At 68.5% G+C, this 12944-nt stretch carries 11 protein-coding genes; 7 read left to right on the forward strand and 4 right to left on the reverse strand.

Annotation, left to right across the window (positions count from 1 at the left end):
* The first annotated feature begins 23 nt into the window (after positions 1 to 23).
* Genes BHQ18_RS21170 through BHQ18_RS21190 form a run of 5 tightly spaced genes read left to right on the forward strand, consistent with a single transcriptional unit; the run spans position 24 to position 5359 of the window.
* Positions 24 to 1034: a sugar-binding transcriptional regulator gene (locus BHQ18_RS21170; RefSeq protein ID WP_069415606.1), complete on the forward strand. Its 1011-nt coding sequence runs from the start codon at positions 24 to 26 to the stop codon at positions 1032 to 1034.
* Between the two features lie 25 nt (positions 1035 to 1059).
* Entirely contained in the window at positions 1060 to 2418 is a 1359-nt protein-coding gene (locus BHQ18_RS21175) for an ABC transporter substrate-binding protein (RefSeq protein ID WP_069415607.1), read from the forward strand.
* On the forward strand, positions 2418 to 3392 hold the full coding sequence (locus tag BHQ18_RS21180; RefSeq protein WP_069415608.1) for a carbohydrate ABC transporter permease: 975 nt from the start codon (positions 2418 to 2420) through the stop codon (positions 3390 to 3392). Before BHQ18_RS21175 ends, BHQ18_RS21180 begins: the two co-directional genes overlap by 1 nt.
* Before the next feature lie 2 nt (positions 3393 to 3394).
* Complete coding sequence (locus BHQ18_RS21185) at positions 3395 to 4261, forward strand: carbohydrate ABC transporter permease (RefSeq protein ID WP_069415609.1); 867 nt, start codon at positions 3395 to 3397, stop codon at positions 4259 to 4261.
* Positions 4262 to 4276: 15 nt separating this feature from the next.
* On the forward strand, positions 4277 to 5359 hold the full coding sequence (locus BHQ18_RS21190; protein WP_069415610.1) for an ABC transporter ATP-binding protein: 1083 nt from the start codon (positions 4277 to 4279) through the stop codon (positions 5357 to 5359).
* A 72-nt stretch (positions 5360 to 5431) separates the two neighbouring features.
* On the opposite strand, the gene BHQ18_RS21195 is transcribed toward BHQ18_RS21190, so the two are convergent.
* A complete protein-coding gene (locus BHQ18_RS21195; RefSeq protein WP_205866157.1) occupies positions 5432 to 5659 on the reverse strand; it encodes a hypothetical protein in 228 nt (75 codons plus the stop codon).
* Between the two features lie 34 nt (positions 5660 to 5693).
* On the opposite strand from BHQ18_RS21195, the gene BHQ18_RS21200 reads away from it, so the two are divergent.
* Positions 5694 to 8021, forward strand: a complete 2328-nt coding sequence (locus BHQ18_RS21200; protein ID WP_069415611.1) for an ATP-dependent DNA ligase — start codon at positions 5694 to 5696, stop codon at positions 8019 to 8021.
* A gap of 39 nt (positions 8022 to 8060) precedes the next feature.
* Here the strand turns inward: BHQ18_RS21200 and rnhA are convergent, their stop codons facing one another.
* Positions 8061 to 8528 carry a ribonuclease HI gene (gene rnhA / locus BHQ18_RS21205; RefSeq protein WP_069415612.1) on the reverse strand — a complete coding sequence of 156 codons (468 nt, stop codon included), beginning with the start codon at positions 8526 to 8528 and terminating at the stop codon, positions 8061 to 8063.
* Positions 8525 to 9145: a VOC family protein gene (locus tag BHQ18_RS21210; protein ID WP_109789362.1), complete on the reverse strand. Its 621-nt coding sequence runs from the start codon at positions 9143 to 9145 to the stop codon at positions 8525 to 8527. Before BHQ18_RS21210 ends, rnhA begins: the two co-directional genes overlap by 4 nt.
* A gap of 116 nt (positions 9146 to 9261) precedes the next feature.
* Between BHQ18_RS21210 and BHQ18_RS21215 the strand changes: the two genes are divergently transcribed.
* Positions 9262 to 12222 carry a serine/threonine-protein kinase gene (locus BHQ18_RS21215; RefSeq protein WP_069415614.1) on the forward strand — a complete coding sequence of 987 codons (2961 nt, stop codon included), beginning with the start codon at positions 9262 to 9264 and terminating at the stop codon, positions 12220 to 12222.
* Here the strand turns inward: BHQ18_RS21215 and BHQ18_RS21220 are convergent.
* Positions 12215 to 12826, reverse strand: a complete 612-nt coding sequence (locus tag BHQ18_RS21220) for an FHA domain-containing protein (protein ID WP_069415615.1) — start codon at positions 12824 to 12826, stop codon at positions 12215 to 12217. The two genes, BHQ18_RS21215 and BHQ18_RS21220, sit on opposite strands and share 8 nt — an antisense overlap.
* Positions 12827 to 12944: the final 118 nt, after the last annotated feature.

A 12944-nucleotide genomic window follows, 5' to 3' on the forward strand; every position in this document is an offset into this window, starting at 1 on the left:
ATTTGCTCAAGCCAGGAGGGTCTGTGCCACGGTCGAACGGCGATGTCGCCGGCGAGGTCGTCAGGAGCGGTTCCACGCCTGAGGACATCCGGTTGGCTCTGCGGGCGGCGACGATGTACTACCTCGACGGCCTGACGCAGGCTGAGATCGCGTCCAACCTCGGCGTTTCCCGCCCGACCGCCGGGCGGCTGATCGCCCGCGCCAAGGCCAAGGGGCTGGTGCGCATCGAGGTCGCGGTCCCGCCGGAGATGACCGAACACCTGCACGCCGAGGAGGAGCGCGAACTCGAGCGGCGGTTCGGGCTGACCGAGGCCGTGATCGCCGGCCACGGCGCCGACGTCGGCGGTCCCGGACGACCCGCCTCGTACGCCGGCGTCGGGCGCGCCGCCGCCGCGCTGCTGATGCGTCGGCTGTCCTCCGACGACGTGCTCGGTTTCACCTGGGGCCCGGAGCAGGTCGCGGTGGCCGCGGCGCTCACACCCGGGGTGGCCAGCTGCCGCGCGGTGGTCCAGCTCGACGGCGCCATGTCCACCGCGTCGTACCAGACCGGCACCGAGTTCATCCTCACCCGCGCCGGGGACACGTTGCGCGCAGCGACATTACGGCTTCCCGCACCGCTGTACGCCGACGCGTCGACGGTGGCGTCGATGCGCAACGACTCGGTCATCTCCCGCACGCTGGAGGCGGGCCGGCGCGCGGACATGATGCTGTTCGGTGTCGGCGCGGTGTCGACGTCGACGACCCTGTTCGAAGGCAGCTTCCTGGACACCCGGATGCTCGACGGACTGGTGTCCCTGGGTGCCGTCGGTGAGATCGGCGGCCGGTTCTTCGACGCCCACGGCGCCCCGGTGGTCACCGAACTGCAACAGCGCGCGGTCTCGGTGCCGCTGGAGGACGTGCGCAACTGCGACAAGACGCTGCTGATCTCCAGCGGGACCACCAAGTACCAGGCCACGCTCGGCGCTCTGCGCGGCAAGCTGGCCAGGCTGTTGGTCTGCGACATCGATTGTGCCCATTGGCTGTTGGCGCAATAGACAGCACGGCGAAAGGTGAGGTGACGTGAGAACACTACGAAGATTGGCCGCCGGGCTGACCGCCGTGGGGTTGACGCTGGCCACCGGTTGTTCGGGCGCGGGCAGCATGGGCGCCTCCGAGAACCAGGTCACGATCGCGATGGTGTCGAACGCGCAGATGACCGACGCCCGCGAACTGTCCTCGGAGTTCGAGGCCGCCAACCCGGGCACCAAGCTGCGGTTCATCACGCTCTCGGAAAACCAGGCCCGCGCCAAGATCACGATGTCGACGGCGATGGGCGGCAGCGAGTTCGACGTCGTGATGATCAGCAACTTCGAGACCCCGCAGTGGGCGAAAGACGGTTGGCTGCGCAACCTCTCCGACTACGCCGAGCAGACCCCCGGCTACGACGAGCAGGACTTCATCTCGTCGCTGCGGGAGTCGCTGTCCTATGAGGGCGACCTGTACTCGGTGCCGTTCTACGGTGAGTCGTCGTTTCTGATGTACCGCAAGGACCTGTTCGAACAGGCCGGCATCACCGTCGACCAGTCGCCGGACTACCAGCCGACCTGGCAGGAGGTCGCCGGGTGGGCGGACAAATTGAAGACCGCCGACCGGGCTGGGATCTGCCTGCGCGGTAAGCCGGGCTGGGGTGAGGTCCTGGCTCCGCTGGACACGGTGATCAACACGTTCGGCGGGCGCTGGTTCGACGAGCAGTGGAACGCCCAGTTGAACAGCCCGCAGGTGCGTCAGGCGGTGAACTTCTACGTCGACCTGATCAAACGATCGGGTGAAATCGGCGCCGCCTCAACCGGTTTCCAGGAGTGCGCGAACCTGTTCGGGCAGGGCCAGACCGCCATGTGGTACGACGCGACCTCGGCGGTGTCGGTGCTCGAGGACCCGCAGGAGTACCCCGAGCTGGTCGGCAAGATCGGTTACCTGCCCGCGCCCATCGCCGAGAAGCCGAACTCCGGGTGGCTCTACACCTGGGCGCTGGGGATCCCGAAGTCGGCCAAGAACCCCGACGGCGCCTGGAAATTCATCTCGTGGATGACGAGCAAGGACTACATGAAACTGGTCGGCGAGCGGCTGGGCTGGGCCCGGGTGCCACCGGGTAGCCGGACGTCGACGTACACCGAACTGCCGGAGTACGAGAAGATCTCGCAGTCCTACGGCCCGTTGACGCTGCGCTCCATCGAGAACGCCGACCCGGAGCACCCGACCGTGCAACCCGTGCCCTACACCGGAATCCAGTTCGTGGGCATCCCCGAGTTCCAGGACCTCGGGACCCGGGTGAGCCAGCAGATCAGCGCCGCGATCGCCGGTCAGAAGACCGTCGACGAAGCGCTCGACCAGGCGCAGCAGTACGCCGAGGTCGTCGGCCGGACATATCAGGAGAAATGATGACCGTTACCGCTGACACCAGAGCCGACGCCGGCGAACAGGCGGTGGCCGAACGGATTCGCAAGATTCGGGAGGCGCAGAGCGTCGGCGTCAGCCGAGCCGAGGCGTGGCGCCGACGCGGGCCGCTGCTGCCGGCGCTGATCTTCATGATCGTCGTCACGCAGATCCCGTTCCTGTTCACCCTGTACTACTCGACGCTGTCGTGGAACCTGGTGCGGCCCGGTTCGCGCGAGTTCGTCGGCCTGCAGAACTACCTGACGGTCGCCAAGGACAGCCAGTTCTGGACCGTGGCGCTCAACACCGTGATCCTGATCGTCGGTGTGGTGCTGGTCTCGGCGTTCTTCGGGCTGCTGTTGGCGCTGCTGCTCGACCGCGCGTTCCTGGGCCGCGGCATCGTCCGCACGCTGCTGATCACCCCGTTCCTCGTCACACCCGTTGCGGGCGCACTGATCTGGAAGACCACGATCCTCGACCCGAACAACGGCATCCTGAACTGGCTGCTGTCGCTGGTCGGGATCGGCAAGGTGGACTGGATCGGTCAGTTCCCACTGACCATGGTGATGGTGGAACTGATCTGGCAGTGGACCCCGTTCATGATGCTGCTGATCCTCGCCGGCCTCCAGTCGATGCCTCGCGACATCCTGGAGGCCGGTCGAGTCGACGGTGCCGGCGCGTTCCAGCTCTTCCGGGAGTTGACGCTGCCCCACCTTCGGCGATTCATCGAGCTGGGCGTCGTGCTCGGCGCGATCTATCTCGTCAACACCTTCGACGCGATCTACATGATGACGCAGGGCGGCCCGGGTATCGCGAGTGCGAACCTGCCGTTCTACATCTATCAGCGCGCGTTCCTGGGCTTCGACATCGGCCAGGCTGCGGCCATGGGTGTGGTCGTGGTGGTGTTCACGATCGTCATCGCCAGCTTCGCGCTGCGGTTGATCTTCAAGTCGTTCAGCGGAAAGGAAGAGGCGGCCTAGATATGACTACGACTGCTGAAAAGCCGGCGGCGGCAGCCGAACCCGCGGTGCGCGCCAAGAAGTCCCGCAAGTTCAGCCCGTGGGGGGTGGTGGCGTGGCTGGTCGGGCTCGGGTTCTTCTTCCCGGTGTTCTGGATGGTGCTGACGTCGTTCAAGCAGGAGGCCGACGCGGCCACCAGCCCACCGACGCTGCTGTTCAACCCGACGCTGGACCAGTACGCCGAGGTGTTCAACCAGGGCATCGGCCCGGCGATGCTGAATTCGGTGTTCGCCACGGGGATCTCGACGGTGATCGTGCTGCTGCTGGGTGTGCCCGCGGCGTTCGCGCTGTCCCTGCGGCCGGTGAAGAAGACGCAGGACGCGTTGTTCTTCTTCATGAGCACCAAGATGCTGCCCGTCGTCGCGGTGATCCTGCCGCTGTATGTGATCGTGTCCAACATCGGCCTGCTGGACAACATCTGGGCGCTCATCGTGCTCTACACGTCGATGAACCTGCCGATCGCGGTGTGGATGATGCGGTCGTTCTTCCTCGAGGTGCCCGGTGAACTGCTGGAGGCGGCCAGCCTCGACGGCGCCAGCCTGTGGCGGTCGGTGCGCGAGGTGATCCTGCCGCTGGTGTCGCCCGGTATCGCGGCGACCGCGCTGATCTGCGTGATCTTCGCGTGGAACGAGTTCTTCTTCGCGGTGAACCTGACCGCGGTGAATGCCCAGACCATGCCCGTCTACCTGGTCGGCTTCATCGCCGGTGAGGGGCAGTACTGGGCGGTGCTTTCGGCGGCCGCGACCATGGCCGCGCTGCCCGTGATCCTGTGCGGGTGGTTCGCTCAGAACAAGCTGGTGCGCGGACTGTCGTTCGGCGCGATCAAGTAGAGGAGTCAAAGTCCCATGGCCTCAATCACTTACAACAACGCATCCTGCATCTACGAGGGTTCGGACAAGCTCGCGGTCGACTCGCTGAACCTCGAGATCGCCGACGGGGAGTTCGTCGTCCTGGTCGGCCCGTCCGGGTCGGGCAAGAGCACCGCGCTGCGGATGCTGGCCGGTCTCGAGGAGATCGACGAGGGCACGATCGAGATCGGCGGCAAGAACATGGTCGGCGTGCCGTCCAAGGACCGCGACATCGCGATGGTGTTCCAGAACTACGCGCTGTACCCGAACAAGACCGTCGCGGAGAACATGGGTTTCGCGCTCAAGCTGCGCGGCGTGTCCGCCGAGGAGCGGCGCCGCAAGGTCGAGGAGGCCGCCAAGATCCTCGACCTGACCGAGTTCCTGGACCGCAAACCGGCCAAGCTCTCGGGTGGTCAGCGTCAGCGGGTGGCGATGGGCCGCGCGATCGTGCGTGAGCCGCAGGTGTTCTGCATGGACGAGCCGTTGTCCAACCTCGACGCGAAACTGCGGGTGCAGACCCGCACCCAGATCGCCGCGCTGCAGCGGCGCCTCGGCACCACGACGGTGTACGTCACTCACGATCAGGTCGAGGCGATGACGATGGGTGACCGGGTCGCGGTGCTGCGGTTCGGCAAGCTGCAGCAGTTCGCCTCGCCCAACGATCTGTACGACAAGCCCGCCAACGCGTTCGTCGCCGGCTTCATCGGCTCACCCGCGATGAACCTGGTGACCGTGCCGATCGCCCCGGACGGTGTCAAGATCGGCGACTCGACGCTGGAACTGGAACGCGAATCGTTGACCAAGCTCAGCGAGGCGGGCCTGTCGGAGGTCACCTTCGGTGTCCGGCCCGAGCAGCTCGAGATCGTCGACTCCGGCGGCGTGGAGGTCGTCGTCGACCTGGTCGAGGACCTCGGCGCCGAGGCCTACGTGTACACCCACGCCGGATCCGGCGGTATCGAGCTGGTGGCGCGCTGTAACCCGCGGAGCGCCCCGCGGCTCGCCGACACGGTGCGGCTGCGCAGGCATCCCGAGGGTGCGGTGCACCTGTTCCATCCCGAGACCGGGGAGCGCATCAACTAGTTGCCGCGCCGAGTGGCCAGTTGTCGCGCGGTTGAGCGCGGAAAACGTCGGATAACTGGCCGCTCGGCGCGGCTAGTCGTTGATCGCGGCGACGCTGCCGGGCAGCAGGCCGCTCGGCACGCCGGGGTCGAGACCGGATCCGTGGGTGAACTCCTGATGCGCCATCGTCCGGCAGTTGTTGTCCATCGGCGTCTGGTCGCCCGAGCAGTACGGCACCAGGTCCTGTGGGTCGGCGGCAGCGTGCGGGGCGGCGACCAGACCGGCCACCGCGAGCAGCACCGCCGCGATCACTCTCACCACGGATTCACGCTACCAGCGGGTATACGTTCACACTGTGGATCGTTTCGGCCGGGTGAAGCTGACCAACCCGGACAAGGTGCTCTACCCGGCGACGGGGACCACCAAAGCGGAGGTGTTCGAGTACTACGTCAACGTCGCCGCGGCGATGGTGCCGCACATCGCGGGCCGGGCGTGCACCCGCAAGCGCTGGCCCAACGGCGTCGACGAGCCGTCGTTCTTCGAGAAGCAGCTCGCCTCCTCGGCGCCCGACTGGCTGGAGCGCGGATCGATCACGCACAAGTCGGGCACCACCACCTATCCGATCATCAACAGCGCCGAGGCGCTGGCCTGGATCGCGCAGCAGGCGTCGCTGGAAGTGCATGTGCCGCAATGGCGTTTCGTCAAGACGTGGAGCCGAGACGGCGGCGCCGAGCAGACGCCGGGACTGGCCACCCGCGTCGTGTTCGATCTGGATCCCGGCGAGGGCGTCACGTTCCGGCAGCTGTGCGAGGTGGCCCATGAGGTGCGCGAGCTGATCACCGGTATCGGGTTGACCACGCTGCCGTTGACCAGTGGTAGCAAGGGCCTGCACCTGTATGTGCCGCTGGAGAAACCGATCAGCTCGAGTGGTGCCTCGGTGCTGGCCCGCCGTATCGCGGTGCAGCTGGAGAAGGCGATGCCCAAGCGGGTGACGGCCACCATGACCAAGAGTTTGCGGGCGGGCAAGGTGTTCGTCGACTGGAGCCAGAACAACGGCAACAAGACCACCATCGCGCCGTATTCGCTGCGCGGCCGCGACGAGCCCACGGTCGCGGCGCCCCGCACCTGGGACGAGATCGAGGACCCCGACCTGAGGCATCTGCGCTTCGACGAAGTGCTCGAACGCCTCGAACGCAACGGTGATCTGTTGGCCGACATGGACGACGACGCGCCGGTCGCCGACGCCCTGTCGACCTACCGCAGCATGCGCGACGCGGGCAAGACGCCCGAGCCCGTCCCGAACACCGCGCCGATCACCGGCAACGACGACTTCTTCGTCATCCAGGAGCACCACGCCCGGCGGCTGCACTACGACTTCCGGTTGGAACGCGACGGGGTGCTGGTCAGCTGGGCGATCCCGAAGAACCTGCCAGACACCCCGTCGGTCAACCATCTGGCCGTCCACACCGAGGACCATCCGCTCGAGTACGGCACCTTCGAAGGCGAAATCCCCAGAGGCGAGTACGGCGGCGGCAAGGTGATCGTCTGGGATTCGGGGACTTACGAGGCCGAGAAGTTCCGGGACCCGGGCGTCAACGACGAGAAGCCACTCGACCGCAACGGCCCCGACAAGGGCGAAGTGATCGTCACGCTGCACGGCAAGAAGATCACCGGCCGCTACGCGTTGATCCAGACGAACGGCAAAAATTGGCTGGCGCACCGCACCAAGGAACAGCCCGGCCCCGCGACGGTTGCAGACCTCGCGCCGATGCTCGCCAGCGAGGGCTCGATCGCGAGGCTGAAGTCGACGCAGTGGGCGTTCGAGGGCAAGTGGGACGGCTACCGCGTGCTGCTCGAGGCCCGCCACGGTGAGCTCAGCCTGCGGTCCCGGCGGGGCCGCGACGTCACCGCCGAGTTCCCGCAATTCGCTGCGCTGGCAGCCGATCTCGCCGACCACCACGTGATCCTCGACGGCGAGGCGGTGGCACTGGACCAGAACGGTGTGCCGAGTTTCTCCGAGATCCAGAACCGGGCGCGCTCGACGCGCGTCGAGTACTGGGCTTTCGACATCCTGCACCTCGACGGGCGGTCGCTGCTGAAGGTCAAGTACTCCGATCGCCGGCGGCTGCTGGAGGCGCTGGCCGAGGGTGGTGGCGTGATCGTGAAGGACACACTGCCCGGCGACGGGCCCGAGGCGCTGGAATACGCACGGGCACAACGGTGGGAGGGCGTGGTCGCCAAGAAGCGGAACTCCACCTACCAACCGGGCCGTCGGTCGTCGTCGTGGATCAAGGACAAGATCTGGAACACCCAGGAAGTCGTCATCGGCGGGTGGCGGCAGGGGGAGGGCGGCCGCTCGAGCGGGATCGGTGCGCTGGTGCTGGGGATTCCGGCCGAGGGCGGGCTGGAGTTCGTCGGCCGCGTCGGCACCGGCTTCACCGACAAGGCGCTCGCCGAGCTGAAGAAGACCCTCAAACCGCTGGAGACCGACGACAGCCCGTTCAACGAGCGGCTGCCCCGCCAGGATGCCAGGGGGGTGACCTTCGTGCGGCCCGAACTCGTCGGCGAGGTGCGCTACAGCGAACGCACCTCCGACGGCCGGCTGCGCCAGGCGAGTTGGCGCGGTCTGCGGCCGGACAAGGAGCCCGGCGAGGTGAAATGGGAAGGGCCGCAGGGGGCTTAAGAGGTTGATTACCCGCGATATTCGCGTGCAATCAACCCGTTAAGGGGCAGATGTGGCCCCGACGGACAGCGCTTCGTTGAGACCCCGGGTCGCCAACTGGTCGGCCAGCTCGTTGTCTGCGATCCCCGAGTGGCCCTTGACCCAGAACCACTCGACGCGGTGGCGCGCACAGGCGATCTGCAGGCGCCGCCACAGGTCTTCGTTCTTGACCGGCTGCTTGGCGGCGGTGAGCCACCCGTTGCGCTCCCAGCCGAACACCCACTTGGTGATGCCGTTGCGCACATAGGTGCTGTCGGTGTACAGGTGTACCGCGACCGGCCGGGTCAGCGCCTCGAGCGCCATGATCGGCGCGGTCAACTCCATCCGGTTGTTGCTCGTCGCGCCGGCCTCCCCGCCGAACATCTCCCGCACGTGTTCGCGATGCCGCAGCACCGCGCCCCAGCCGCCCGGCCCGGGGTTGGGCCGGCAGCCGCCGTCGGTGTGGATGACGACCGGGTCTTCGCTCACGGTCGAAGGATAGGCGCCGAGATCATCGCGGTGCGGACCGACATGCCGAGATCCCGGTGCCGCAGCGTGGTGATCCGACGGCCCGGCTGCACCGCGTCCTTGACCGGCGCCGCTTTGTCGCCGAAAAACCGTGCGGTCAAGTCGATGTCGCCGACGACGTAGGTGATCCCCCACAGTGACGACGGGCCGTCCGAAGCGGAGTCCGGGGCGCCGACGACCTCGACGATCACCTCGCCGAACCGGTAGAACACCTGGCGGATGGCCCGGCCGCCCAGTTCGCCGACGCGTTCCCGGCGCGGTGCCACGCCGATGGCCGCGAAAGCGTCGACCGTCCGGCCCAGATCGGGGGAGAGCACCACGACGTGGTCGATCGCGACGACGCCGTTGGCGTGCTCGGCAGGTGACGCCTGCGGCGCGTCGGACGTCGTCGTGGGGATACCGTCGAGGTCCGGCACCTGCACACCGCGCAACGACCAGCCGACGATCCCCGTTCCGGACGCACCCAGCCGGATGCGGACCCCACCGACCCGGCACACCCCGTCGTCGTCGACGGTGAACCCCGCCCGCCGCCAGGCCTCGACCGGATCGGCGACCTCGAATCCCTCGACGGATGTCACCGCACGAGTATGACCGCCCGGGTCCGCCCGCCCGCGTATGGCCGATTTCATCTTTTCCGAATCTTTGCTCGGTACCTTTAGGCGAGGTATCCGCATCGCGCACGGAGGGCGGCGACATGGGCGGCGGAATAGCATCTGAACTGGCCGAAGCGGGATTCATCGACGCCGTCGAGGTGGGCCGCGGCGGGGGCGGCGTGGTGTACCGCTGCCACCAGAAATCACTCGGGCGCAGCGTCGCGATCAAGGTGCTCGCCTCCGATCTCGACGACGACGACCGGGAGCGGTTCCTGCGCGAAGGTGTCGCGATGGGCGGCCTGTCCGGGCACCCGAACATCGTCAACATCCTGCAGGTCGGGATGACCGCGACCAACCGGCCGTTCATCGTGATGCCCTACCACGCAGCGGGATCGCTCGCCGAACGCGTCCGGCGCGAAGGCCGCATCGCCTGGCCCGAAGCGCTGCGCATCGGCGTGAAGCTCTGCGGCGCACTGGAAACCGCGCACCGCACCGGAACTCTGCACCGCGACATCAAACCCGCCAACGTCCTCGTCAACGACTACGGCGAACCCCAGCTGAGCGACTTCGGCACCGCGCGCATCGCCGGCGGCTACAAGACGGTCACCGGATTCTTCACCGGCACACTGTCTTACACCGCACCCGAGGTGCTCGCGGGCAGCCCGCCGACGGTCGCGGCCGACGTCTACTCCCTCGGCGCGTCGATCTATGCGCTGATCGCCGGTAGCCCGCCCCACGAACGCAAGGCCGACGAGGACCTGATCGCGCACTACCTGCGGATCACCGACACCCCGGTGCCCGACCTGCGGCCGGCCGGCATCCCCGCCGACGTCTGCGCCGCGATCGAGAAGGCGATGTCGAAGGAGCCCGCCGACCGGTTCGCCTCGGCGGCCGAGTTCGGCCGCGAACTGCAACTGGCGCAGCGGCACAACGGCCTGGCCGCCGACGCGATGGCGCTCAGCGAGCCCGGCGGTCGCCTCGAACAGACCGGCGGCACGCAGGCGATCCCGCTGTCGGAGTTGAGCGGTCAACCCGAGGAGGAGAAGGTACTACCCGCGTCGGCCCCGCAGCCGTCGAACATGTTTGCCGACACCGCCTCGACGAGCGCGTCGAGTCCGCCGTGGCAGGCGGTCCACCCACCCGCGCCGCCTCCGCCGCCGGAACCCGCCGCCCCGCAGCGCGGCCGCAAGCGGGTCCTGATCGTGTCGGGCGCCGTCGTCGCGGTGGTGCTGCTGGTGATCAGCGGGGTGCTGGTGGTCGCGTCGACCCGCGACGGCGGCGGCGGCCAGGCCGCGCCGACCACCGCGCCGGTCGCCGAGACCCAACCTCAGTGGCGGTCCGTCGCCGACGCGCGGGTGGCCCGCGACGCGGTCGCGGCCACCGAGGCCGACGGCACCATCTGGGTGTTCGGCGGGCTGGAGGCCGACGGCCGGGTCAGCGGGCAGCACGAGGGCTACGACCCCGCCATCGACAGCTGGAAGGGCGGCGAGGACCTGCCCGTTCCCGTCCAGCAGGCGATGGCGGTGACCTGGCAGGGCACCCCGGTGGTGCTCGGCGGGTGGCGGACCCAGGGCGCCGACACCAAGGTGGCCACCGACCAGGTGTGGCGCGTGGTCAACAGCCGCTGGACCGCGCTTCCGCCGCTGCTGCAGCCGCGCGCGGCCGCCGCGGCCGCGGTGGTCGGCGACCGCATCATCGTCACCGGCGGTGTGGACGCCGCCGGCGGGCTGCTCACCACCACCGAGATCTTCGACGGCACCCGCTGGACGCTCGGCGCGCCGATCCCGACCCCGCGCCAACTGCTCGGCGCGGCCTCCGACGGGGCGGTGGTCTACGTGGTCGGTGGCAACGACGGCACCTCCGAGGTGGCGACCGTCGAAACCTACGACCCGGCCGCCGACACCTGGAACAGCTTGTCCGAACTGCCCGGGCGGCGAAGCGATTTCGGCATCGCGATCGCCGACGGCCGGCTGGTCGTGGCGGGTGGGGTGTCGGGCGGGCAGGTCCTCAACAGCGTCGTCGCGCTGGACCTCGCCACACAGTCGTGGAACGGGTTGCCGGACATGGGAACCGGTCGCCACGGTATGGCGGTCGCGGGGGTCGGCAGAACCGTCTACGCGATCGGCGGATCCACCGGTCCGGGCGACACCCAGATCACGTCGTCGGCCGAGGCGCTGAAGCTGGCGCCGCGCCGACCGCAGCCCGCGGCGCAGTGGCGGGTGCTTCCCGACGCCCCCAACGAGCGGCTGATGATGGCGTGGACGGTGCTCGGCGACGAGATCTGGATCGCCGGCGGCATGCGCCACGGCGAGACCCTGCCGACCGTCGAGAGCTACAACACCCGCACCGGCCAATGGCAGCAACGGCCCCCACTGCCGGTGCCTCTGCACCACGCGACCGCCGCCACCTACGGCGGGGAGATGGTCGTCGTCGGCGGTGCGGAGGACAACCTCGCGGAGGCGTCGAACAAGGTCTTCGTGTTCCGCGACGGGAAGTGGGACGAGCTCGCGTCGCTGACCCATGCCCGGGCGGCGTCAGCGGCCGCGGTGGTGGGTGACAAGCTGGTGGTGGTCGGCGGGCAGAACAGCCGCCAACTCGTCCCGCAGACCGAGGTTTTCGACGGCAAGTCGTGGACACCGGCCGCCGACATCCCCACCCCGCGCGAGCATCTCGCCGCGGTGTCCGACGGCGTGTACGTCTACACGGTGGGCGGGCGCTTCCTGACCGCCGACGAGAACTCTGCGGCGTTCGAGCGGTTCGATCCGGTGTCGGGTAACTGGGACCGGTTGCCGGACATGCCGACTCCGCGCGGCAGCTACGGTTCCGCGTTCATCGACGGCCGGGTGGTCGCGGTCGGCGGAGAGGAGCCGACGCGGGTGCTGGCCACGGTCGAGATGTACGACATCGCGAGCGGCAAGTGGCGCACGGTGGCGCCGCTCAACACCCCGGTGCACGGTCAGGTGGTGGCCGCGGTCGGGTCGGCGGTGTACTGCATCGGCGGCGCCGACCGGCCCACCCACGAGGGCCCCGTTGCCACCGTCGAAGCGCTCGACTTCACGTAGCCCGCAGCTGCGCGAGGGTGACCGCGCCGCGGCGCAGCGCCTCGTTGGCCAGTCGCACCCGGCGGTCACCCTCGGCGGGGACGGCGAACTTGTCGTACAGGTTCTGCAGATGCTGTTTGACGGCCGCCTCGGTGACGAACAGCTCACCGGCCATCCGCCGCACCGACGCCGGCTCGGGGAACGGGTCATCGGACACCAGCGGACGGCACAGCACCACCAGCACGTCGTGCTCGCGCCGGGTGAGACGTGGCGGCGCCTCGATCGGCGCGGCGGCCACCGTCTCCTCGTCGAGCCGACCGTCGCCGCCGTCCCTGACCTCCCAGAAGATCACCCGTGACCGGCCGACGCGGACCTCGTCACCGGAACGCAGCACCCGCTCGGCGGTGATCCGCTCACCGTTGAGGTAGGTCCCGTTGCGGCTGCCCAGATCCCGGACGGACCAGGCGAACCCGAGGTTCTCGAAGACCGCGTGCAACCGCGACACGGTTTCGTCGTGGTCCAGTGCCACCGCATTGCTCGACGCCTTGCCCAGGGTCACCCGCTGCCCGGACAGCGGGACCAGGTCGCGGCCCGACGGTGTGGAGACTTCCAGGTGGGAAGACATGCGGACCTCCTATCTGAGGCATTCTGGCCCAGACCCGACGTCTGCGACCGGCGAACGGCCAGGTGCGCTTCCCCAGCTCGTAATTCGGGAGTGCATCCATGGTCGCGAGCGCCCGCGC

The sequence above is a fragment of the Mycolicibacterium flavescens genome (genome assembly GCF_001722335.1).
In the GTDB taxonomy this organism is placed as follows: domain Bacteria; phylum Actinomycetota; class Actinomycetes; order Mycobacteriales; family Mycobacteriaceae; genus Mycobacterium; species Mycobacterium flavescens.

What these genes read in the sequence shown, in the direction of transcription:
- BHQ18_RS21185 (WP_069415609.1), top strand. Translation starts at nt 3,395, where the DNA reads ATGACTACGACTGCTGAAAAGCCGGCGGCGGCAGCCGAACCCGCGGTG.
- BHQ18_RS21220 (WP_069415615.1), bottom strand. Translation starts at nt 12,826, where the DNA reads ATGTCTTCCCACCTGGAAGTCTCCACACCGTCGGGCCGCGACCTGGTC.
- BHQ18_RS21215 (WP_069415614.1), top strand. Translation starts at nt 9,262, where the DNA reads ATGGGCGGCGGAATAGCATCTGAACTGGCCGAAGCGGGATTCATCGAC.
- BHQ18_RS21180 (WP_069415608.1), top strand. Translation starts at nt 2,418, where the DNA reads ATGACCGTTACCGCTGACACCAGAGCCGACGCCGGCGAACAGGCGGTG.
- BHQ18_RS21190 (WP_069415610.1), top strand. Translation starts at nt 4,277, where the DNA reads ATGGCCTCAATCACTTACAACAACGCATCCTGCATCTACGAGGGTTCG.